Source organism: Vreelandella sp. ssv, from assembly GCF_059448525.1.
The window spans coordinates 3,634,547-3,655,497 of sequence record NZ_CM182545.1; the positions used below are offsets into that span (position 1 = coordinate 3,634,547).

General features: G+C 56.7%; 22 protein-coding genes. 15 read left to right on the forward strand and 7 right to left on the reverse strand.

Going from position 1 to position 20,951, the window contains the following annotated elements; all coding sequences use genetic code 11:
- The first annotated feature begins 37 nt into the window (after window positions 1–37).
- Genes mtnB through AC5TBW_RS16550 form a run of 3 tightly spaced genes read left to right on the forward strand, consistent with a single transcriptional unit; the run spans window position 38 to window position 1,910 of the window.
- Window positions 38–625, forward strand: coding sequence for a methylthioribulose 1-phosphate dehydratase (mtnB, locus tag AC5TBW_RS16540; RefSeq protein ID WP_495509606.1), 588 nt, complete (start codon window positions 38–40; stop codon window positions 623–625).
- A gap of 14 nt (window positions 626–639) precedes the next feature.
- Window positions 640–1,326, forward strand: coding sequence for an acireductone synthase (gene mtnC / locus AC5TBW_RS16545; protein WP_495509607.1), 687 nt, complete (start codon window positions 640–642; stop codon window positions 1,324–1,326).
- A gap of 35 nt (window positions 1,327–1,361) precedes the next feature.
- Window positions 1,362–1,910, forward strand: coding sequence for a 1,2-dihydroxy-3-keto-5-methylthiopentene dioxygenase (locus AC5TBW_RS16550; protein WP_495509608.1), 549 nt, complete (start codon window positions 1,362–1,364; stop codon window positions 1,908–1,910).
- A gap of 198 nt (window positions 1,911–2,108) precedes the next feature.
- Here AC5TBW_RS16550 and mtnK read toward each other — a convergent pair whose 3' ends face one another.
- Window positions 2,109–3,371 (reverse strand): S-methyl-5-thioribose kinase, encoded by a 1,263-nt coding sequence (gene mtnK, locus AC5TBW_RS16555; RefSeq protein ID WP_495509609.1) that lies wholly within the window; start codon window positions 3,369–3,371, stop codon window positions 2,109–2,111.
- Window positions 3,372–3,485: 114 nt separating this feature from the next.
- On the reverse strand, window positions 3,486–4,418 hold the full coding sequence (locus AC5TBW_RS16560; RefSeq protein WP_495509610.1) for a LysR family transcriptional regulator: 933 nt from the start codon (window positions 4,416–4,418) through the stop codon (window positions 3,486–3,488).
- An 89-nt stretch (window positions 4,419–4,507) separates the two neighbouring features.
- Here AC5TBW_RS16560 and AC5TBW_RS16565 point away from each other — a divergent pair, with 89 nt between their 5' ends.
- Together AC5TBW_RS16565 and AC5TBW_RS16570 are read left to right on the forward strand one after the other, a co-directional pair.
- Window positions 4,508–4,936, forward strand: a complete 429-nt coding sequence (locus AC5TBW_RS16565; RefSeq protein ID WP_495509611.1) for a DMT family transporter — start codon at window positions 4,508–4,510, stop codon at window positions 4,934–4,936.
- Between the two features lie 26 nt (window positions 4,937–4,962).
- On the forward strand, window positions 4,963–5,439 hold the full coding sequence (locus AC5TBW_RS16570; RefSeq protein WP_495509612.1) for a DMT family transporter: 477 nt from the start codon (window positions 4,963–4,965) through the stop codon (window positions 5,437–5,439).
- Between the two features lie 18 nt (window positions 5,440–5,457).
- On the opposite strand, the gene AC5TBW_RS16575 is transcribed toward AC5TBW_RS16570, so the two are convergent.
- Both AC5TBW_RS16575 and AC5TBW_RS16580 read right to left on the reverse strand, forming a co-directional pair.
- Entirely contained in the window at window positions 5,458–5,724 is a 267-nt protein-coding gene (locus AC5TBW_RS16575; RefSeq protein WP_495509613.1) for a DksA/TraR family C4-type zinc finger protein, read from the reverse strand.
- Between the two features lie 64 nt (window positions 5,725–5,788).
- Complete coding sequence (locus AC5TBW_RS16580; protein ID WP_495509614.1) at window positions 5,789–6,541, reverse strand: DeoR/GlpR family DNA-binding transcription regulator; 753 nt, start codon at window positions 6,539–6,541, stop codon at window positions 5,789–5,791.
- Window positions 6,542–6,675: 134 nt separating this feature from the next.
- On the opposite strand from AC5TBW_RS16580, the gene AC5TBW_RS16585 reads away from it, so the two are divergent.
- Genes AC5TBW_RS16585 through AC5TBW_RS16605 form a run of 5 tightly spaced genes read left to right on the forward strand, consistent with a single transcriptional unit; the run spans window position 6,676 to window position 11,966 of the window.
- Complete coding sequence (locus AC5TBW_RS16585; protein ID WP_495509615.1) at window positions 6,676–7,680, forward strand: ABC transporter substrate-binding protein; 1,005 nt, start codon at window positions 6,676–6,678, stop codon at window positions 7,678–7,680.
- 2 nt (window positions 7,681–7,682) lie between these two features.
- On the forward strand, window positions 7,683–9,395 hold the full coding sequence (locus AC5TBW_RS16590; protein ID WP_495509616.1) for an ABC transporter permease: 1,713 nt from the start codon (window positions 7,683–7,685) through the stop codon (window positions 9,393–9,395).
- Window positions 9,383–10,444: an ABC transporter ATP-binding protein gene (locus AC5TBW_RS16595; protein ID WP_495509617.1), complete on the forward strand. Its 1,062-nt coding sequence runs from the start codon at window positions 9,383–9,385 to the stop codon at window positions 10,442–10,444. The genes AC5TBW_RS16590 and AC5TBW_RS16595 overlap by 13 nt, the downstream gene beginning before the upstream one ends.
- Entirely contained in the window at window positions 10,441–11,532 is a 1,092-nt protein-coding gene (locus tag AC5TBW_RS16600) for an MBL fold metallo-hydrolase (protein WP_495509618.1), read from the forward strand. The genes AC5TBW_RS16595 and AC5TBW_RS16600 overlap by 4 nt, the downstream gene beginning before the upstream one ends.
- Window positions 11,520–11,966, forward strand: coding sequence for a phosphatase domain-containing protein (locus AC5TBW_RS16605; RefSeq protein WP_495509619.1), 447 nt, complete (start codon window positions 11,520–11,522; stop codon window positions 11,964–11,966). Before AC5TBW_RS16600 ends, AC5TBW_RS16605 begins: the two co-directional genes overlap by 13 nt.
- Here the strand turns inward: AC5TBW_RS16605 and AC5TBW_RS16610 are convergent.
- The 3 genes from AC5TBW_RS16610 to AC5TBW_RS16620 all read right to left on the reverse strand — a co-directional run bounded on the left by AC5TBW_RS16610 (window position 11,963) and on the right by AC5TBW_RS16620 (window position 14,930).
- Entirely contained in the window at window positions 11,963–13,126 is a 1,164-nt protein-coding gene (locus AC5TBW_RS16610) for an MFS transporter (RefSeq protein WP_495509620.1), read from the reverse strand. The genes AC5TBW_RS16605 and AC5TBW_RS16610 overlap by 4 nt on opposite strands.
- A complete protein-coding gene (locus tag AC5TBW_RS16615) occupies window positions 13,126–14,121 on the reverse strand; it encodes a GlxA family transcriptional regulator (protein ID WP_495509621.1) in 996 nt (331 codons plus the stop codon). The genes AC5TBW_RS16610 and AC5TBW_RS16615 overlap by 1 nt, the downstream gene beginning before the upstream one ends.
- Before the next feature lie 125 nt (window positions 14,122–14,246).
- Window positions 14,247–14,930, reverse strand: a complete 684-nt coding sequence (locus tag AC5TBW_RS16620) for a GntR family transcriptional regulator (protein ID WP_495509622.1) — start codon at window positions 14,928–14,930, stop codon at window positions 14,247–14,249.
- 156 nt (window positions 14,931–15,086) lie between these two features.
- On the opposite strand from AC5TBW_RS16620, the gene dctP reads away from it, so the two are divergent.
- From dctP to AC5TBW_RS16645, 5 genes are all read left to right on the forward strand, one after another.
- Window positions 15,087–16,082, forward strand: a complete 996-nt coding sequence (dctP, locus tag AC5TBW_RS16625; protein WP_495509623.1) for a TRAP transporter substrate-binding protein DctP — start codon at window positions 15,087–15,089, stop codon at window positions 16,080–16,082.
- 102 nt (window positions 16,083–16,184) lie between these two features.
- Window positions 16,185–16,706: a TRAP transporter small permease subunit gene (locus tag AC5TBW_RS16630; RefSeq protein WP_495509624.1), complete on the forward strand. Its 522-nt coding sequence runs from the start codon at window positions 16,185–16,187 to the stop codon at window positions 16,704–16,706.
- 2 nt (window positions 16,707–16,708) lie between these two features.
- The gene (locus AC5TBW_RS16635; RefSeq protein ID WP_495509625.1) at window positions 16,709–18,043 is read left to right on the forward strand and encodes a TRAP transporter large permease; all 1,335 of its coding nucleotides are present in this window, start codon (window positions 16,709–16,711) and stop codon (window positions 18,041–18,043) included.
- Between the two features lie 11 nt (window positions 18,044–18,054).
- Entirely contained in the window at window positions 18,055–19,422 is a 1,368-nt protein-coding gene (locus AC5TBW_RS16640; protein ID WP_495509626.1) for a malonyl-CoA decarboxylase, read from the forward strand.
- On the forward strand, window positions 19,419–20,951 hold the full coding sequence (locus tag AC5TBW_RS16645) for a malonate--CoA ligase (protein ID WP_495509627.1): 1,533 nt from the start codon (window positions 19,419–19,421) through the stop codon (window positions 20,949–20,951). The genes AC5TBW_RS16640 and AC5TBW_RS16645 overlap by 4 nt, the downstream gene beginning before the upstream one ends.

Here is a 20,951-nt window from a genome sequence, read left to right on the forward strand (position 1 = left end):
TAGAATGGCTGCCAATAGAAGAGGCGACGCAGACCCTATGATGACGCTACAAACTGAACTGCTGGCCGCCATTTCATGGGCGGCGCAGCAAGGCTGGACGCCCGCTACCGGCGGCAACTTTTCCGCCCGCACCGCGGCTGGCTACCTAGTCACCGCCTCTGGCCGGGATAAAGCCCGTATTCAGGCCGATGACCTATTGCTGTGCGGCCCGGATGGCAAAGTGCTTGAAGGTAACGGCAAGCCCAGCGCGGAGAGCGATCTGCATGCCGCGCTCTATCGCTTAGACGCTTCGATTAACTGCGTGCTCCACACTCACACTGTGGCCAGCACGGTTCTGTCACGGCGTTTTCCAGAGGGTGTCGAGCTAAAAGGCTTTGAAATGCAAAAAGCGCTCCAGGGCAACGCTACTCACGACGACACCATCCGTTTACCCGTTGTGCCCAACTCCCAGAATATGGAAGAACTGGCCGAGCATGTCCGCCTCGGCTGGCCCATGCCTTGGGGCTTTTTGGTGGCAGGGCACGGTATTTACGCCGTGGGCGATAGCATCGCCAGTTGCCGCCGTCACCTGGAAGCGCTTGAGTTTTTACTTGCCTGTGTTCTTGAAGAGAGTCGCTGGTCTTAAATGAGTAGTCTTAAATGAGTAACCCAACTGTTCGCGCCATTGTGACCGATATTGAGGGCACCACCACGGACATTAACTTCGTCCATAAGGTGCTGTTTCCCTACGCCCACAATAAGTTGCCTGACTTTCTACGCGCTAACGCAGAAACCCCGGCCGTCGCCGAGCAGATCGACGCCGTGCGCAGCGAAATGGGTGATCCTGATGCTACGCTGGAAGCTGTTATTGCTGAGTTGCTGCACTGGATCGAGACCGATCAAAAGGTCACTCCGCTAAAAGCCCTGCAGGGCATGGTGTGGGCCGACGGCTACCAGCGTGGCGATTTTAAAGGCCACTTATATAGCGATGTAGCACCTGCTCTGCGCCAGTGGAAAGATGCAGGCAAAGCACTTTACGTTTATTCGTCAGGCTCCGTACAGGCCCAAAAACTGCTGTTTGGCTACAGCGATGAGGGCAATTTAACCCCACTGTTTAGCGGCTACTTCGATACCCATATTGGCCATAAGCGCGAGGCGACTGCCTATCAGCGCATTGTCTCAGAGCTTGACCTACCTGCGGATGCGGTGCTGTTCTTGTCGGATGTGGTCGAAGAGTTGGACGCCGCCAAGCAGGCGGGCATGCAAACTCTGCAACTGGTTCGTGAAGGCACTCAGGCCGGCACCCATCATGCATACGTCACCCGCTTCGATGAGATCGTTCTGTAACGTTCATTGTCCGTCACTTTTTAGGAGAGTTATTGATGTCGCAACTAAAAGTATTTGCTGATCAAAACCCGAACGATGCCCTGATCGACACCGCTGACGGCGAACAGATGACCACTGAGCTAAACAAGGTGGGCGTGCTGTTTGAGCGCTGGGCAGCGCCGGGCGAGATTGCTGACGATGCCACCCAGGAAGATATTTTGGCGCTTTACCAGGAAGATATTGACCGGGTCAAAGCTAAGGGCGGCTACCAAACCGTGGATGTGCTGCACATGGTGCCCACGCACCCTGAGAAGGACGCCATGCGGCAGAAGTTCTTAAACGAGCATCGCCACCACGAAGATGAAGTGCGTTTCTTCGTTAAAGGCCAGGGGCTGTTCTGCCTGCACATCGATGACAAGGTGTATCAGGTGCTGTGCTCTCGCAATGACCTGATCAGCGTGCCTGCCAACACGCCCCACTGGTTCGATATGGGCCCAGCACCGGAATTCACCGCGCTACGTTTCTTCGACAACGTGGAAGGCTGGGTGCCCCACTGGACCGAAAGCGATATCGCCGGAAAGTTTGATCGTTTGGATCAGCTTTAACGTGTGAAGCGTGAAGGGTAAATCGTAGCGCGGCGTAAGCGGAGCGCACCCGCGAAGCACTCCGCTAGGAGTGCCGAAGGCGGCACCGAAATATGATCCTTCACTCTGGCCCCATCCAGGCGGCTAGCGCCGCCGTCGCGGGTGCCTCATACGCTCGTCCCTCGCGAGATTCGTTACGCCGCGCTACTGGGCAACCGTTTACAACACCTCTTGCTGGTTATACGCCCTGGCTAAATCCGCCAGCGCGCTCAGGTCACAGTAGGCTTCCGGCTCCATAATCAGCGTTTGTCCCATTAGCACATTGCGCGCTTCAAGCTTGGCGCGCAGCGCGGTGTCTTTAATCTCTTCAAAGTCGGCGTTGTGGGCCAGCGATAACACCCGCCGGTGCATTTCGATGCCACAGTAGGCCAGCGCATCCAGGCGGATCTCTTCAAGCAGCGCATCGCAGGCGTCGTCGGCGCTATTGCCCTGCTCTTCAAAAAGCGATTTGGGAAACAGAATGCCAGTCCGCTCAGTTTGCCAGAGGTGTCGGAATTCGGCATCAAAACGGGTAAAGCAGGCTTCAATCACCTCCAGAATCCACGATTGATACGCCTCAAGCTCATCTTCTAGACGATGCGCGGGCTGACTGAAATAGGCCATCAGAAAGTTGGCTACCGCCATGCCCACGTCAAAGGCCATTGGCCCGTATTGGGAGAACTCGGGGTCAATGACCCGCACGTCGGTATCCGTGGCCATAATCGAGCCGGAGTGAAGATCACCATGCAGCATGGTTTCGGTGTTCGAGGTGAACTTCATCAACAGCCGTTGCACCTTGGCTTTTAGACGCGCATTGCGGCGCAATTCGTCCACCACCGGTGAAAGTTCCGGTGTGTGGTGGTTCATTTCGGCGCCGTAATAGGGGTCAGTAAACACCAGCGACTCGGTGATGGCAGGAATCGCTACATTCCCTGAGAACAGTCCTACGTCCGCTTTTTTCTCAGGGCTGCTCAGTGAAAGCTCCGAGCCGCGAAACGCTGTACGTGCGCAGAATTGACCAATGGTTTCGCCGAGCTGGGCAACTTGCTCACCGTTGATTAACTTACGGCGCAGAATCGTATGTGGGTGAAGGTACTCCATCACAAACAACGCCTGGGGTTTGTCAAAGTAGTAGACCTCAGGGGCAATACCAGGCGCGCGCTTGGCCTGGCGGACCAGCGCATAGTATTCAAAGTGGGCGCGATAAATCGGTAGCGGCCAGCTTTCGCCCACCATGCGGACATAAGGAAGCGCCTGCTTTACCACGACACTGCCTACGTCACCGGAGACAATAAATACCAGGTTGAGGTTGCCGTCACCCACCTCGCGAATGTCCCAGCTAGCGGGTTCTCCACCCACTCGACTCGCCACCGCTTCAACACCTCCAAGCCGTTGAGAGAGAGTGTCGACGCTGAGCGCGCGGTAATGTTGATCAATCTCCACAGGCCAATCCTCACCAAAATTTTGCATATATTCAGGCCCGAATAAGGGGCTTTAAGACGCTGATTATCAGAGAGTAACGTTTAAAAGTTAATAAGGGCACTATCGACATCGCTATTAATGGTGATCCCAATAGGGTCGTTCGCCAATCTCCGCGAACAAATGCTCTAAAAAAGCGGCCACTTTCTGCGAGCGCAGGCGGTTTTCGGGGTAGATAACGTGAATTCCCTCTCGCGTTGCGTCTCCTAGGGCTTCATAGGTTTCCAATATGGGTATTAGTCCGCCATCGCGCAGCGCATCGAATAGCAACCATGTGGGGAATAGCACAATACCTTGGCCTTGCAGCGCGGCTTCCACAAGACTCTCTGCATTGTTGCTATGCAGATTGCCTTTTACCGAATAACGCTGCGCTTGAGGATCGCCAGCCTCCTGGAAATACCAAGGCTGAACGCCGCGTGTTCCTTTATAAACTAAGCAGTTATGGTCGCCCAATTGCTCTGGATGGTGAGGCTCGCCGAGCCGCGCTAAATACGCGGGGGAAGCACAGGCGACAAAGCGCTGGGTCGCCAGTTGCCGGGCCAGCAGGCTTGAATCCTCCAGCGACCCCACACGTATGACAACATCGGCGCCTTCTTGTACCGGGTCGATAAAGGCATCGCTCAACGTTAGCTCAACTTCCACGGCCGGATTCGCCTGCTGAAAACTAGCCAATAAAGGCGCGATATGCCGACGTCCAAACGCCACCGGTGCATTCAGACGCAACAAGCCCTGTGGTTGCTTAGCGCCGCTGATCACCTGCTCGGTAGCGACATCCAAGCTTTCTAATATGCTGCTTACCTCCCGATAGTAGCGCTCTCCGGCATCGGTGAGCCTTACCGCTCTGGTATGTCGGTAGAGCAACCGCTGGCCTAGCGAACGCTCCAACCCTGCAATGTGCCGCGAGACCGAAGAGGCCGGCAAGTCAAAGTAGCGTGCGGCTTCAGCGAAGCTGCCACTTAAGGCCACTCGCACAAAAAGGCGTAACGCTAACAGGCGAAGCGAGTTGTCCAAAATGCAATAGTCCTTTGCTGTTTTGACGCATTGTAGCAATAACACTAACTCTCTACAGTACGCGCTTCTTTTACTTAGCGGAGCCACCTATGCGTCACGCACTTATTCTGCTCGGCGTGCTAATTGCCGGGATGGGCCTATCGGTCGAAGCCGGCTTGCTAGGCCCGCTTGGCGAGCAGGTTGGGCACTTATCAGCCACCTTGTCGATTTTTATGGTGGGCGCGCTACTGCTCTCGATAGCACTGGTGTTTGCGCCTAAGCGACAGCTGGGAGTCCTTTTCAAGCAGCCTCGCTGGCTACTGACGGGCGGTATATTAGGCCCGGTTTACGTCATTGTGTTAACGCTTGCGACGCCGCTGGTGGGTGTTGGAATGACGATGGTGGGAATTTTGTGCGGCCAGGTAGCGGCCAGCGTCGCTATCGACCACTTTGGCTGGCTGGGAAGCGAACAGCGTAAAGTCGACGGCTATCGTATTGGCGCCTTAGCGATGATTCTTGTCGCCCTGTGGTTAATGTAACGGCTAACGTATTAAGGAATTAAACCATGCTACTCCCTCTTATCTTTATCTTACTGCTGGTTGGCGGAGCGGTACTGGCAGCCCAGTCCTCCATCAATGGCCGTTTGGGCGCAAAAGCGGGCGTCATCGAGAGTTCTTGGCTGACCTTTGTGATCGGCGCCGTCCTGACCTTTTTATTGATGTTCTTTTTTGAGCCAGCACAGCAAGCGACCCTCTTTAGCGTACCGAAATGGCAGCTAACCGGCGCGCTGTTTGGCGTTGTCTATATGTTGGCAATTGTGTTTGCCGTACCCCGAGTAGGTACCGCAGCGGCCACGGTAGCGGTCATTTCAGGCCAACTATTGATGAGCCTACTGATTGATCATTTCGGCTGGTTAAGCAATGCAGTACGACCGTTAGATGTTTCACGCTACATTGCGATGGCGCTGCTCATTGGTGCTATCGGCTTAATCTATCTAAGTCATCAGCAGCGCCATCGTCGACTGGCAAGCCAGCCAAGTTAGTTCTTCAGGCTCACCGCATTAACGTAGCTGGCTGTCTTTGCTACCGCGGCGATTATAGCCACTAAAGCTAGACTGCTTTTTATCCAGTTCACTCTGGCACTCCACGCAGAGCCGAACACCTGGAATTGCCTTGCGGCGTGCTTCGGGAATGGGGTCGCCACACTCCTCACAAGTCTCAAGACTTTCACCGCGAGGCAATTGGCTACGCGCACGCTGCACCGCATCCTCCAGCGTGCTCTCCATCTGCTCTTGTTCGGCACCATCTTTCGCCCATCCACCTGCCATAATCGCGCTCCTCGCTTCGGCAATAGCAATCTATCAGCATAGCAGTAACGAGAAGCGCTCACCGTTAGCCCAAAAACCTAACGCCTTGTGCCGCCAATGGGCTTCTTAATTTATCGGGTAGCGGCAAATCGGTGACTACGGCGTCATAGTCACTCAGGTGACCCGCAGCGCAGCGTAATGGCAAATTCAGTTTTGTTTTATCCAGCACCAGCACACGATAACCGGCATTGGCCAACAGCGCCTCACGGGCCATTACTTCGTCGTCGTTGTAGTCATAAAGCTGACCATGGCTATCCATTCCCCCCACCGACACAATCCCTACATCGGCACGGTAGCGTTGAAAAAAGCGCCAGGCATCGCCGCCAATCACATCCTGGTCACGACGACGCACTCGCCCACCCGCCACCACTAACTCACACTTCAACTGGCACAGCTTAATCAGCGCATGCAGGTTATTGGTCGTGATATGCAGACCTTGCTTATCACTCAGCGCATCGGCCAACTGCTCTACCGTGGTGCCCGTGCCTAAAAACAGTGCTTGATGATCCTGTACCAAGCTCGCTGCCCGTGCCGCAATCTGCCGCTTACCCGCCACATTAACGATCTGACGCTGGTCGTAGCCGATGTTTTCCTGCTCAGGAAATGGCAGCACCTCACCTTGGCGACGCAGCACCAAGCCCTTATCAGCTAGGTGGCGAATATCCCCACGCAGGGTTTGCACAGAAACCCCAAACTCGCCTGCCAGGCTGTCTACCGACTGGCGACCTTGTGAGTGGATTCGCTGTAATAGCTGTTGTCGACGTTCGAACTGGCGCATAGCCCCTCTCGGCACAACGAAAGCAAAAAGTGCGGCAAACGAAAGCCATAAAATGTTGAACGAAAGCATAGTGTCACTTTGTTGTAAGCAGATGACAGTAGCTTAGGTGGGGTTCACTCACTGGAGGTTTACCCATGTTGAAGCGCCCCCTGTTATCTATTCCCACATCTGCCCTGACCGCTGCCGTTGCGGTAGCCAGCTTTTCCCTTGCGGCTCAAGTAGCAGCGAACGAAAGGCTGACGCTCTACACCAGCCAGCCCAATAGCGACGCCCAACAGACCGTGGATGCCTTTGAAGCGGCCTATCCCGACATCGAAGTAGAGTGGGTGCGCGACGGTACCACGCGTTTGATGACCCGGCTGCGCTCGGAACTTTCGGCCGGAGTGAGCAACCCTGACGTGCTGTTGATCGCCGACAGCATGACCATGGAATCCCTCAAGCAGGAGGGTCACCTGCAGCCTTACTTCAGCGATGAGCGAAAGGGGTACGACGCCGAACTGTATGACCCGGAAGGCTACTACTACGGCACCAAGCTGATCACCACCGGGATTGTCTATAACACCGGCGCCGAGCATCAGCCGCAAAGTTGGCAAGACCTGCTGGGGCCTGACTACGAAGGGTTGGTGACTATGCCCAGCCCACTCTACTCCGGCGCGGCGCTGATCCACATGGCGGCGATTACCGCCAACCCTGACCTCGGCATGGAATATTACGAGAAGCTTCAAGAAAACCGGACCGAAGCGCAGGGCGGCAATGGTGGTGTCTTTAACGCCGTGGCCGCTGGCACCAAGCCCTACGGTATCGTGGTGGACTTCCTGCCGATTCGTGAAGCCACCAAAGGTTCACCGGTCAACTTCGTGTTTCCGAAAGAAGGCGTGAGCGCAGTGACCGAACCGGTCGCCATTATGGAAGGTGCAGATAATGTCGATGCCGCACAAAAGTTTGTGGATTTCGTGCTTTCACAGCAAGGCCAAGAGCTGGTCAGCCAGCAGGGCTATCTGCCTGCCCGCAACGGCGTTACCCCACCGGAAGGCTTCCCTGCGCGCAATAGCATTACCTTGATGGCGGTTGATACCGAACAGGCGCTGGCCCAGGAAGAAGAACTCAAACAGCGTTTTAGCGACCTCTTCGGCGGGTAACCATGACGCCCGCTCTCACCTATGGTCATAAGTACGGCAGCCAGCATCGCTGGCTGCTTTCAAGCCTGCTGATCGCCATTGTGCTGCTCAGCCTGGCGCCCAGCCTGCGCCTGCTGATAGAGGCATTGAGCGACCTTACCCAAGGCCGCCAATCACCGCTGTGGCAGGTGCTCAACAGCGCCAGTACTTGGCGAGCGCTCTGGCATAGCCTTTATACCTCGGGGCTCGGCATGCTGATCGCTCTGTTGCTGGGTAGCTTGTTCGCCTTTGCCATTACGCTCACTAATGTGCGCGGAAAATCGTGGCTGGTGTTCTGCTTTATGCTGCCGATGATGATTCCGCCGCAGGTCACCGCTTTGAGCTGGTTGCAGCTATTCGGCCCGGCCAGCCCGCTACTGAAAAGTATGGGTATGGCGCCGCCGCTAGGTAGCCCGCAACCACTCTACTCCGCTGAAGGCATCGCCTTATTACTGGGCATCCAGAGCGCACCGCTGGTGTTTCTGGCCTTGCGCACCAGCCTGCTTTCGCTGCCCCGTGAGCTTATTGAAGCCGCCCGCATTAGCGGCGCCAAACAGACCCAGGTATGGGGCCACATTATTCTACCCGTGACCCGTAGTGGCCTGATTGCCGGGGGCGCGATGGCGTTTATCTCGAGTCTCGGCAACTTTGGTATCCCCGCCATGCTGGGCATTCCCGCAGGCTATTACGTGCTGCCCACGCTGATCTACCAGCGTATGGCCAACTTCGGCACGGGGGTGTTAGCAGAGATGGCGGCGCTCTCCTTACTGATTGGCTTACTGGCGCTGGCCGGGGTAGCGCTGCAACAAAAGCTTATGAACCGCAGCCGCTTTGGGCTGGGCGGCCACAGTGGACGCTCCCACGATTTCACCCTGGGCCGCTGGCGTGCTCTGGTCACCGCCACATTAGTCGGTGTCTTACTGATTATTCTGGTCGCACCCCTGCTCGCCCTGGTTATCAGCTCGCTGGTGCCCGCCATGGGCGTGCCGCTAAATGCCGAAACCGCCACCCTGAACGCTTACGCCGAAGTGGTCGGCCGCCAAGGCGCCACATGGCGGGCGGTAAACAACAGCCTAATGCTTGCAGTTAGCGCGGCTGGGGTGCTGATGTTGCTGAGCCTGCCATTGGCTTACCGGTTACAGCGCCTACCGGAACGCTGTCGGGGCGTGGTTCTCAGCGCTATTGAGATCCCCTATGCGCTGCCTGGGGTGGTCTTGGCCATTGCCTGCATCCTGCTATTTGTCCGCCCCCTGCCGATGATCAATGTGGCGCTCTACGGCACGCTAGGGCTGATTTTTATCGCCTATCTGGCGCGCTTTCTGGTGGTCTGCGTCAAACCTGTCGCGGCCAGCCTGGCGCAGTTGGACCCATCCCTCGAAGAGGCGGCGCAGCTGGCTGGGGCAGGCCCCTGGCGGCGTCTTGGGGGCATCATCTTGCCGCTGGTCGCGCCCGCACTGTTCGCAGGCGGCTTATTGGTGTTCTTGCTGGCGGTCAACGAACTGACCGTGTCAGCGCTGCTCTGGAGCGCCGGTAACGAAACCCTCGGCGTGCTGATTTTTAACCTCGATGAAGGCGGCGAAAGCGTGCTGGCCTCTGCGGTGTCAGTGCTGGTGGTCGTGATGGTCGCCTCGCTGATGCTGACACTCAGTTTACTGGCGCCGCGTTTACCCAAAGGAGTCATACCATGGCAGGGCTAACGATTGATCGCGTTACCAAGCGCTTTGGCGAGCAGACGGCAGTCGATGCGCTATCTCTGACGATCAACCCAGGCGAGTTTGTCGCCCTGCTCGGCCCCAGCGGCTGCGGCAAAACCACCATGCTACGCATGCTGGCAGGTTTTGAGACGATCAACGACGGTAGCATTCAATTAGCCAATCGCACCCTGGCCAGCGCCGATACCCATGTGCCGCCTGAGCAGCGCAATATGGCCATGGTGTTCCAGTCCTATGCGCTATGGCCGCACATGAGCGTGGCGGACAACGTGGGATATCCGGTCAAACTGCGCGGACTGCGCGGAGCGGCGTATCAGCAAAAGGTGCAGCGGGCCCTGGCGCTGGTGGAGCTCGATGCCTACGCCGATCGTATGCCCCAAGCCCTCAGCGGCGGTCAGCGCCAGCGGGTGGCCCTGGCGCGCTGCCTGGTCAGCGACCCGTCGGTGGTACTGCTGGATGAACCTCTGGCCAACCTTGATCGCCATCTGCGCGCCACCATGGAACACAGCTTCCGCGATTTTCACCAGCGCACTGGCGCCACACTCGTCTATGTCACCCACGACCAAACCGAAGCCATGGCGCTGGCGGACAAAATCGCCGTTATGAAAGCGGGCAAATTGGTTCAATGGGGCGCCCCCGAAACCCTTTATAGGCAACCGCGCACCGCCTGGGTAGCGGGATTTATCGGTCAGGGCAGCCAATTAAAGGTCGCCGCAGGCAATCCTGGAAAATTGCTTGAGGGCGCTTCCTTGATGCGTGGTCTAAACGCTATCGAGTCCGAGCGCACCCAAACGGTACTGGTGCGCCCAGAGCATATTCAGATCAGCACAACGCCCTCCTCCTCAGCGGCCCCCACGTATCGTCAGCTTGTCGCCCAGGTAAAAAGCGTAATTTTCCGCGGTGAGCGCTATGAACTCACATTGCGTCTAGCCAGTGGCGAAACCCTGCTGGCCTACCATCACAGCGCGCCTGATTTGGGTAGCCAGATTGCCGTCGACCTTCATCAGGGCTGGTGTCTGGAGCCCGATCAATGAGTGTCACTATCGAGATTCTCAGTGGTTTAGGCGCAAAAGGCCCAGCTGCGATAGTGGTAGAAGCCCAAGGAAAACGCCTGCTGCTGGATGCAGGCGGCGCGCTCCACCCGGATGACACCATTGCTTGGGCGAACAACCTGGATATCGACGCAGTGCTGATTAGCCACGACCATATTGATCATATCGGCGGCGTGGCCGAGTTAGCCGAGAGCGTGCCGCTTTATTGCACGCCGCTGGTCGCTAACTCATTGCCCAAGAACCGGTTATGGCGGCCCCTACCGGAACGCGGCACGCTAGAGGTGGAAGGTATTACCGTCACCACCGGTCAAGCGGGACATTCGCTAGGCGGTGTTTGGCTGCATTTAGCGGTGGAAGACGGTGTTTTCTACAGCGGCGATGCCTGCTTTGAATCGTTGGTGTTTCCGTTTGATACGCCGCCGCCAGCGCGTCTTGCGCTGCTGGATGCCTCCTACGGCAGCGTTGATCAACCCCAACCCGCATGTATCCAAGCGATCAGCAACCACTTTACCCAGCCTTTAGCGTTTCCCGTGCCTGCCACCGGCCGCGCGTTGGAAATGGCGCTGTGGCTGCTTAAAGAAGCTAAATTACGAGGGTTAACGCTGGCGATTGATGCGGATATACGCGCCAACCTCTCTGCTCTGCTGGCAATGCCAGCCGAGCTACGTCGCCCAGGTATTGATGCTGCTATCAACAATGTGTTGGCGCGACGAAATGATAAAAATGCCTCGCTGAGGCTAATTAGTGATCACGATGACACCCCCCAGCAGTGGCCCGAGCATCGGCTACTGCATACCGGTTACTTAACGCCTGAGCGTCAAGTCCAGCTAGCGACAGGGGAAATCAGCTGGCAACGCTGGAATGTGCATCTGCGCGCCTCGCATCTGGTGGCACTTGCCGATCAGTTGAGCGCCTCTCAAGTGGTGCCGCTATTTACCCAGCTTAGCGATAACGAATTGAAGGCGTGGCAAGGGCTTCTAGGCAATCGCCTTAACACTTCTCAGCGTTTCAAAACTAACTCTCGTACCAACCCCCTTTCCCCTTTAAGGAGTTTTGCATGTCCGCAGTGATTGTTGATGTCGACGGCACCTTAGCCGAATTTCATCCTCATCAAGTTAGCGACTGGGTACTCGGCAGCCAAAAACAGTGGGAGCCCTTTTTTGCCCACATGGCCGAAGCGCCGGTCATCGAAGCGGTGGCCAAGCTGGTCAAACTCTTGAAAGCTCAGGGCCAGCAGATCGTGATCTGCAGCGGTCGCCCAGACAGCCACCGAGAGCATACCCAGCGCTGGCTAGAGCGACACACCATCCCCTTTGATGCCATGTACCTACGCCCCGAAGGTGATGACCATGTGGATGATGAAACAGTAAAAGAGGCCCTTCTGGAGCGCATGCGCGACGACGGCTTTGCCCCCTGGCTGGTGCTGGATGACCGTGATGCCGTGGTCGCCCAGTGGCGAGCGCTCGGGCTAACCTGCCTGCAGTGCGCGCCAGGGGATTTTTAAACGTTTGCCAGCCTGATTCGGTACTGCCACACCAGCACCGCCAAGGGCACCAGCGCGACAGGGATCATCAGTAGGTTAAGTGTTGCCCAGCCTAAGCCGCTGACCAAGGGCCCAGCGAGCAACGCAGTGATAGCGGCGGTGCCAAAGACTAAAAACTCGTTGGCAGCCTGGGTGCGCGCTTTATCCACCGGGCGGTAACTCTCAGTGAGTAGCCCGGTGGCGGGTAAAAAGGTGAAGTTCCAGCCCAAGCCCAGCAAAACCAGCGCCACGTTAAAACCGGATAAACTGATACCCCACTGAGCGACCAAGGCACTGGCCACCAGTAGGAGGCAGCCTGCCACGATGACTTGCCTGGCGCCGAAGCGAGTGACCAAATGGCCAGTAAAGAACGAGGGTAAAAACATCGCTACCACGTGCCACTGGATGGTCATTGAAACGTGGTTAAAGTGGTGCCCAGCCCCCGCCATGGCGAGCGGTGTGGCGGTCATGGCCAGGTTCATCACGCCGTACCCAACCATCGCTGCGCTTACTGCTAGAATAAACGCAGGCTGGCGAAGTATCTTACCTAAAGGCAATGCGGTGCCTTCAGCGTGGGTGCGGGATGCAGGTGGTAACCGTGTCAGCATCAACACCACTAAAGCCAGCGCGTAGAGCGCGGCTAAACCCACAAAGCTGCCCAGAAACGGCACCTCCCCCAGTTCCCGGCTGACTCTTGCCAGCCACGGCCCGGCAAACGCAGCCAGCACACCGCCCCCCATTACCAAGCCAATCGCTCGATCACGCATCGGTGCGGAGGCGGCTTCTACCGCGGCAAAGCGATAGAGCTGACCAAAGCCAATGCCGATACCAATCAACCAGGTTGCCAGCAAGAACAACCCAAAGCGTTCGCTCATCAGGGCCTGCACGGCCACCAGCGCGCCCACCAGTCCCACGATATTGCCCAGTATAAAACCGCGTTTACGGCCAAGCCTGGCCATGATCAACGAAGCGGGAATAGTCGCACACATCAGCCCAAGCCACTGGGTGGCAACCGGCGCGGTCGACCAAGACGCGCTTGGGGCTAACGATGCGCCAATCAGCGGAGAGACGGCGATCAGCAGGACATTGCCGGTGACCAGCAGGGCCTGACAGAGTGATAAGAGGGAAACGGTCAATGGCATCAGGCATTCTCCTGCAGGCAAGGAGCATGGGAAGACGCAAAGCGCTGGCGATAGACCGAGGGCGATACCCCGTAGTAGCGCTGAAACTGGCGTCGCAGCTGCTCTGCGCCACCCAAACGCCATCGCTTTGCCAGGCGTTCAAGGGAGAACTGTTCACGCTCGTGGAGCAGCGCTAGACGTGCCTGCTCAAGGCGTAGCTGGGTCAGGTAGGCACCCGGGGTAGTCTTCAGGTGGCGTCTAAACAGTCGGGTTAAATGGCGTGGAGAGACCGCCATCATATCCGCCATGCTCTCGATACCGTGATCCACACTGGGATCGGCGTGGAGATGATCCAGCAAGCGGCGCAGCGGCCCCGCCTCCTGTTGGTGTCGCAGTATCTCGCTGAACTGCGACTGCCCACCTGGGCGCTGCAGAAACACCACTAGTTCACGGGCCACTCGCCCTGCCAGATCAGCACCGTGATCCGCTTCTATCAGCGAAAGCGCCAAATCAATTCCTGCCGTTACACCGGCACTGGTGTAACGGTCATTGCTTTCGATATAGAGCGCATCGGGCTCGACACTAAGCGCTGGGTACTCATCGGCCAGTTGCGGTGCATGGCGCCAGTGGGTAGTGACGCGGCAGCCATCCAGCAACCCTGCAGCGGCTAACAAAAATGCCCCGGAGCAGATAGAGCCGAGCCGCCTCACCTCTGGAGCCACCTCACAAAGCACCTGCTTCACTGCAGCTATTTCACGCTGCTGCATCACGCCACTGCCGCCCGCCACCAACAGCGTATCCAGGGGCAGTAAATGGGTAAGTTGGTGGTAGGTGTGCGTAGCATGCACGGCTAGGCCGCCGTTGGTGGCTACCGGGCCGATGGCATCGGCGACTAGGGTTAACTGATAAAGCGGCTGCGGGCTTAACGCATTGGCGCTGGCAAACACCTGCCAGGGGCCGCTGATATCCAGCAGTTGGCAGTCGGGGTAGGCAAATAGAGCAATATGGCGAGTCACTGTGTCTCTCCGCTAACGGGCTATCGAAGCATTAGAGAGAGTTTCAGTGCTGCGCCCCATGTCGGCAAGGACCATTACCCCACCGATACGGACATATTAATAACCCTACCGACTTAAAATCGTCATTATCCCGTTCTATCTAAAGGTGCCTCCATCCTTCGTACGCTGGAAACGAAATCACTAAAGCGCTCGCCCTGAATCAACACATGGTCACTAAGCGCTTGCTGTGCAGCCAAGGGGTCACCTTTTTCAATCGCTTCCACAATGGTTTGGTGCTCGCTGAGCGAATTATTCACCCGTTGGCGTACCTGCAACTGCAGTCGCCGGTAAGGCTTTAAGCGCTGCTTCAACTGCCGCGCTTCGCTGGCCAAAAAGGCATTGTGGCTAGCGGTGTAGATACAGTCGTGAAAGCCTTCGTTTTCGTAGTAATACTCATCGCTATCACCGGCCAGAGCAGCGGCTTCACAGCGCTGGTGTGCTTCACGCAACGCAGCCAACTCCTCTTCAGTGATTCGGCGAGCCGCCAGACGGCCGCACATGCCTTCAAGTTCGGCCATCACCTCAAACATTTCGATCAACTGATCAATACCCACCTTGGCCACGAAGGTGCCTTTCTTCGGCGAAACGGTGACCAAGCCGCTAGCCACCAGTTGCTGAAAAGCTTCGCGCACGGGTGTTCGCGAGACTTGAAACTCACGGCCCAAGGCTTCGGGGTCCAGCCGTTCTCCCGGCACACGGCGGCCATTAATAATGTCATCTTCAAGAGAATCTCTTAATCGCTGAGCGTTGGAACGCTTAGTGCCCGTCATGTTTTACCTCCTTGGATCGCGGCTCGTATTCGCCGTTTTAATGCTGTCATATAGTTGACATTAGCATACGTAACGCCTATTGATATATACATCAGTCCTTCTGATAAACATATAAAGCTCATCCAAACACACAACAACAACTGTTGGAGATGCCACATGCAACGCTATTTGATTTCAACTGCTGCCGCCCTTGGTCTCGCCATTGCGGCTTCCCACGCATCTGCCGATACCGTACTTCGCGCCTCGCATCAATTTCCCGGTGGCCAAGGGGATGTTCGCGACGAAATGGTGCAAATGCTGGCCCGCGAAGTAGCCGATGCGGATGTAGGGCTAACCATCGAAGTCTATCCCGGCCAATCGCTGTTCAAAGCGCGTGAACAGTGGGGCGCTATCGCTCGTGGTCGCCTCGATATCACTTCTCTACCACTGGACTACGCCAGTGGTCGGCATCCAGAGTTTTCGGCCACGCTGATGCCGGGCTTAGTGCGTAATCAGGCACATGCGCAACGCCTGAATGACTCTGAATATATGGCCATGATTAAAGAAGTCATTCGCGAAGGCGGCGCCCGCGTGCTTGCGGATGCCTGGCTCTCGGGCGGTTTTGCCTCTAGCAAGGGATGCATTACCTCCCCCGATACGGTCGAGGGCCAGATATTTCGTGCGGCCGGTCCAGCATTTGAGGAGATGCTAGAAGCCGCTGGTGCGTCTATCGCATCAATGCCCTCTTCGGAGGTTTACACCGCTATGCAAACCGGCGTACTGGACGCTGCCAATACCTCCTCAATGTCGTTTATCTCCTATCGTCTTTACGAGCAGGTCGAGTGCTTGACGGAGCCTGGCGACTTCGCGCTCTGGTACATGTACGAGCCGATTCTGATCTCTGAGCAAGTGTGGCAGGGGCTTAACGAAGAGCAGCAAGCGGCGCTGATGGAAGCCGGTGAAGCCGCAGAAGCGTTCTTCGCTGAAGAGGCTGCCGCCATTGATCAGGAAATGATCGACCTCTACGAAGAGAATGGCGTTGAGGTGGTCAGCATGAGCGAGGACGATTACAACGCCTGGCTAGAGATTGCTCGCGAAACCTCTTACAAAAACTTCGCCGAGAACGTTCCCAACGGACAAGCCATTATCGATGCGGCGCTGGCCGTCGAGTAAGCAACCCATAATCGCCTAACGGCGCGGCCATTCTGCTCGGGATGGCCGCTTTCTACTGATGCTTGCTTAGCTTGGCGAAATAACCAGCTTGACGAGGGAATTATGGCACCTGCAACGACTCACAATGCCCTTGCGCGAAGGGGCATCATCGGCGGCTACATTCGCGTCATGGATAAGCTCTCGCGGCTTTCCGCCTATTTGGCCTGCGCCATGTTTATTGCGGGCGTACTGGTCATCTGCCAGATGGTATTTATTCGCTACCTGCTGGGCATGAGCACCAGTTGGCAGACTGAATTCACCATCTTCTCCGTCACGGGAGCAATGCTGATGGGAAGCCCCTACGTGTTAATGACCGGCGGCCATGTCGCCATTACGATCGTTCCCGATGCGCTAGGTGGCATTACACGCACCATTATGCGTTTGATCGCATCGCTGTTTGGGTTAGGTTTTTGTGCCGCTTTGGCCTATGCCAGCTGGATTTACGTCTTAGAGGCGCTGCATGGCGAGTGGACCACCGGCTCGGTATGGAATCCCCCTCTATGGCCAGCACTGTTGCCCATGGCCGTGGGCGCTACCCTTCTTGCGCTGCAGTACGTGGCTGAAATATTGCGCGGGGAGGACTGAGCATGGATCCCATTACGTTAGGCATTATTGTGGCCATCGCGTTGATTGTGCTCATGGCCATCGGCACTCCTATCGCTTTTGCCCTGGGCGGTGTGTCACTTCTGGCGCTGCTCTATGATCGCGGCCTTTCCGAGCTTACCTACTTTGGGGAAACCTTTTTTGACCGCATTGCGGAGTTTGGTTTTGTCGCCATTCCGATGTTTATTTTGATGGGTGCTGCGGTGGCCTCCTCCCCCACCGGGCGTGACCTCTATCGCTCGCTGGATCTATGGATGGGCAAATTGCCCGGCGGTTTAGCGGTTTCCAATATCGGTGCTTGCTCCATTTTTGCCGCGCTCTCGGGGTCGTCACCGGCGACCTGTGCAGCCATCGGCAAAATGGGCATTCCTGAAATGCGCAAGCGCGGCTACCCCGATGGCGTGGCGGCAGGCTGCATTGCCGCAGGCGGTACTCTAGGCATTCTGATTCCGCCGTCGGTCACCATGATCATCTACGGCATTTCCACCGAAACCTCTATTGGACGGCTATTTATAGCTGGGGTGGTACCCGGCTTTATGCTCGCCGGCCTGTTTATGATCTGGACCATGATTGCCTGCAAGATGGCCGGTGGTTATAACAACCCGATGGCCGTCTCCGTCGAACGGCTAAAAGAGAACGTTAAGCAGAATGTTGATAGCAACCTAAAAGCATTAGTGCGGGTACTCCCTTTTCTGGGCGTGGTCGCGGGCATCCTGTTTGCCCTTTATGGCGGAGTGGCAACGCCTTCCGAGGCGGCGGGCGTTGGCGCGTTTCTATGCTTGGCGCTAGCGATCCTTATCTACCGCATGTGGCAGTTGGGGCCTATCAAGCTGATCATGCGCGACTCGCTGCGCGAAAGTGTGATGATCATGCTGGTCATCGCCACCGCTGAAGTGTTCGCCTATGCGCTCTCTTCCATGTTTATCACCCAAACAGTGGCGGGCGCGATTGCTGATCTGGAGATTAACCGCTGGGCGCTGATGGGTGTGATTAACCTCTTCCTGCTAGTGGCCGGTTTCTTCCTGCCGCCGGTGGCCGTAATCGTGATGACCGCGCCGATTCTGTTGCCCATCATCCTGGCGGCTAACTTCGACCCCTACTGGTTTGCGGTGATTTTGACTATCAACCTGGAAATCGGCCTGATCACACCGCCGGTGGGTCTCAATCTGTTCATTATCAAAGGCATCGCGCCGGATATCTCGCTGCGCGACATTCTGATGGGAAGCTTGCCCTACGCGCTGTGCATGGTGCTGGGTATCTTGCTGCTGTGTCTCTTCCCAGGCATCGCGCTTTGGCTACCTAACTTGATCATGGGGTAAGGAGTTCGACCATGAACATGCTGTTTTTGCAGGAAGTGTTTAACAACATCACCCAGCGTGATGCCTTGTTACGGCGACGCCAGCCGGAGACGTTAAAGCCTGACCATGGGCAGTTGGTCAACGCCTGCCAGAAGCTGCTGGAAAGTGATGGCGAAGCTTCCAGCATTGCGCTGGCAAGCCGCGCCTTGGCGATTTATCAGCGCCTCTCACCGGCTGAGAAAAGCCGCTTTTTTGCTCGTCTAACGACGGACTTTGCGGCCGAGCCCGGCCCCATTGACGCGGCCTATCTGGCGTACCAGGAGGTTCGCGACAACCAATCACTCCAGCGCCTGTTTGAAGCCTGCGAGCCGCGTCGCCAGGAGCTCTTCCGGCGTTTAAACCTGGCCAGCGACGGTACCTATGAGCTGGTTAAAATGCGTGAAGACCTGTTGGGTTTGCTGCGCGAACAGCCGGAACTGGCGGCCATTGACGACGACTTTGCTCACCTGTTCGGCTCCTGGTTCAATCGCGGCTTTTTGATGCTCAAACGGATTGACTGGAACACCCCCGCTTCGATTCTAGAGAAGATCATCCGCTACGAAGCGGTACACGAAATTCAGGACTGGGACGATCTGCGTCGGCGGCTGGATGCACGTGATCGGCGCTGCTTCGCCTTTTTCCACCCGGCGATTGGCGACGAGCCGCTAATTTTTGTGGAAGTGGCCCTCCACAAGGGTTTGCCAAGCCGAATTCAGCCCATCCTCTCTGGCGAAAGCAGCTATAGCAAAAAAGGGGTCGACGACCCCGAAGATGCTGATACAGCGGCGTTCTTTGGTATCAGCAACTGCCAGACCGGCCTGCGCGGCATCTCCTTTGGTAATTTTTTGATCAAGCAGGTGGTGCAAGAACTCTCCCAGGAGTTGCCGCAGTTGAAATACTTCGTCACCCTCTCGCCGGTGCCCGGCTTTGCCCAGTGGTTGCAGGAGCAGCGCAATGATGAGCAGCTTCCCGAGTCACTGCGTCAATCGCTCAAAGGGCTTGAAACACCGGGATGGCATCAAGATAAAGCCCGTGAAGAGCAGCTCAAAGCCGCCATTCGCCCGTTGGCTGCCCGCTACCTGGTCGAAGAGAAGAACCGCCACGGCCTGCCGCTCAACCCGGTGGCCCGCTTTCACCTCGGCAACGGCGCCGAGCTCCACCGCATTAACTGGTTGGGCGATATCTCCGAGAAAGGCTTTAAACAAGCCGCAGGCCTGATGGTCAACTACCTCTATGTGCTAGACGATATCGAACGCAACCACGAAAACTACACCGCCAAGGCGACTGTTGCTTGCTCCAATGAGGTGCGCGACCTCGCTCGACGCGCCCGCAAGCTGGCCAAGGGAGAGACCACCAAATGAGCCACAACCTATTTGAAACCTTTGCTGCCAAAATGCACGAGCGCGCTGAGGCCGATTTCATTACCACCCGCGATGGCCGCCGCTATTGCTACACCGATGCGCTGACTATCAGTGCACAGCTTGCTGGCGCGCTAACCGAGTTAGGCGTTAAGCAAGGCGACCGCGTTGCCGTGCAGGTAGATAAAAGCCCTGAAGCCATTTTGCTTTACCTGGCCTGCCTGCGCATTGGCGGCGTCTACTTGCCCCTTAATACAGGCTATACCGGCGATGAAATACGCTATTTCTTGAACGACGCCGAGCCCGCGCTGTTTGTTTGCCGCCCTAAGTTCCTCGACGAGGCGCAGGCGCTTGCCGCTGAAACCGGCTGCCCTGCGGTGGCTACCCTGGATAGCGCTGGTGATGGCAGTCTAATGGAAACCGCTCGCACGGCAGCGCCACGGGAGGATATCGTGGCACTTGGCGAGCGCGACCTGGCCGCTATTCTTTATACATCCGGCACCACCGGGCGCTCGAAAGGTGCCATGCTGACGCATAAGAACCTCGCCTCAAACGCTGAAACCTTGGTAACAGCCTGGCACTTCAGCGCCGATGACCGGCTGATCCATGCGCTGCCAATTTTCCACACCCACGGTTTATTCGTTGCCTGCAACGTCACCCTGATGGCGGGCGCCAGCATGCTGTTCCTGCCGAAGTTTGATACGGATGTCATTTTTGAAGAGTTGCCCCGTGGCAGTGTGATGATGGGCGTTCCTACCTTCTATACGCGCTTGGTTCAGGATGAACGCCTGACGACTGATGTTACCGCCAACATGCGGCTGTTCGTCTCCGGTTCAGCCCCGCTAACCGCCGAGACCCACGAGGCGTTTGAAGCCAAAACCGGTCATGCAATTCTTGAGCGCTACGGTATGACCGAAACCAACATGAACCTCTCCAACCCTTATGAAGGCGCACGGCGAGCAGGTACCGTGGGTATGCCGCTGCCCGGCGTGGAGATGCGTATTACCAATCGCGAAACCGGCGATGAAGTGCCGTCGGGTGAGATTGGCATGCTGCAGATTCGCGGCCCGAATGTGTTTATCGGCTACTGGCGGATGCCTGAAAAAACCCGCGAGGAGCTGTTAGACGACGGCTTTTTCATTACCGGCGATCTCGCCATGGTCGACGAACAAGGCTATGTGCATATTGTAGGTCGCGACAAAGACCTGGTGATTTCCGGCGGCTACAACGTCTACCCTAAAGAGGTGGAGCAGGTGATTGACGAGCTCGACCAAGTCGCTGAATCCGCGGTCATCGGGCTACCCCATCCTGACTTTGGTGAAGGGGTGACCGCTGTGGTCGTGCGCCAGCAAGGAGCCCTTGAAAATCAGCTTAATGAAGATAAGGTGATCAGCTATCTAGATGGTCGGCTAGCCAAGTATAAGCAGCCCAAACGGGTCTTCTTTGTCGATGAACTCCCCCGCAATACCATGGGCAAAGTGCAGAAAAATGAGCTTCGCAAGCAGTTTAACGATACCTATCGAACTTCTTAG

Excerpts from the sequence above, each read along its gene's own strand:
- AC5TBW_RS16630 (WP_495509624.1), top strand. The coding sequence starts at position 16,185 with ATGGCACCTGCAACGACTCACAATGCCCTTGCGCGAAGGGGCATCATC.
- AC5TBW_RS16585 (WP_495509615.1), top strand. The coding sequence starts at position 6,676 with ATGTTGAAGCGCCCCCTGTTATCTATTCCCACATCTGCCCTGACCGCT.
- AC5TBW_RS16590 (WP_495509616.1), top strand. The coding sequence starts at position 7,683 with ATGACGCCCGCTCTCACCTATGGTCATAAGTACGGCAGCCAGCATCGC.
- AC5TBW_RS16645 (WP_495509627.1), top strand. The coding sequence starts at position 19,419 with ATGAGCCACAACCTATTTGAAACCTTTGCTGCCAAAATGCACGAGCGC.
- mtnB (WP_495509606.1), top strand. The coding sequence starts at position 38 with ATGATGACGCTACAAACTGAACTGCTGGCCGCCATTTCATGGGCGGCG.
- AC5TBW_RS16640 (WP_495509626.1), top strand. The coding sequence starts at position 18,055 with ATGAACATGCTGTTTTTGCAGGAAGTGTTTAACAACATCACCCAGCGT.
- AC5TBW_RS16595 (WP_495509617.1), top strand. The coding sequence starts at position 9,383 with ATGGCAGGGCTAACGATTGATCGCGTTACCAAGCGCTTTGGCGAGCAG.
- AC5TBW_RS16620 (WP_495509622.1), bottom strand. The coding sequence starts at position 14,930 with ATGACGGGCACTAAGCGTTCCAACGCTCAGCGATTAAGAGATTCTCTT.
- AC5TBW_RS16570 (WP_495509612.1), top strand. The coding sequence starts at position 4,963 with ATGCTACTCCCTCTTATCTTTATCTTACTGCTGGTTGGCGGAGCGGTA.
- AC5TBW_RS16565 (WP_495509611.1), top strand. The coding sequence starts at position 4,508 with ATGCGTCACGCACTTATTCTGCTCGGCGTGCTAATTGCCGGGATGGGC.
- AC5TBW_RS16635 (WP_495509625.1), top strand. The coding sequence starts at position 16,709 with ATGGATCCCATTACGTTAGGCATTATTGTGGCCATCGCGTTGATTGTG.
- AC5TBW_RS16605 (WP_495509619.1), top strand. The coding sequence starts at position 11,520 with ATGTCCGCAGTGATTGTTGATGTCGACGGCACCTTAGCCGAATTTCAT.
- AC5TBW_RS16600 (WP_495509618.1), top strand. The coding sequence starts at position 10,441 with ATGAGTGTCACTATCGAGATTCTCAGTGGTTTAGGCGCAAAAGGCCCA.
- mtnC (WP_495509607.1), top strand. The coding sequence starts at position 640 with ATGAGTAACCCAACTGTTCGCGCCATTGTGACCGATATTGAGGGCACC.
- AC5TBW_RS16610 (WP_495509620.1), bottom strand. The coding sequence starts at position 13,126 with ATGCCATTGACCGTTTCCCTCTTATCACTCTGTCAGGCCCTGCTGGTC.
- AC5TBW_RS16550 (WP_495509608.1), top strand. The coding sequence starts at position 1,362 with ATGTCGCAACTAAAAGTATTTGCTGATCAAAACCCGAACGATGCCCTG.
- dctP (WP_495509623.1), top strand. The coding sequence starts at position 15,087 with ATGCAACGCTATTTGATTTCAACTGCTGCCGCCCTTGGTCTCGCCATT.
- AC5TBW_RS16575 (WP_495509613.1), bottom strand. The coding sequence starts at position 5,724 with ATGGCAGGTGGATGGGCGAAAGATGGTGCCGAACAAGAGCAGATGGAG.
- AC5TBW_RS16580 (WP_495509614.1), bottom strand. The coding sequence starts at position 6,541 with ATGCGCCAGTTCGAACGTCGACAACAGCTATTACAGCGAATCCACTCA.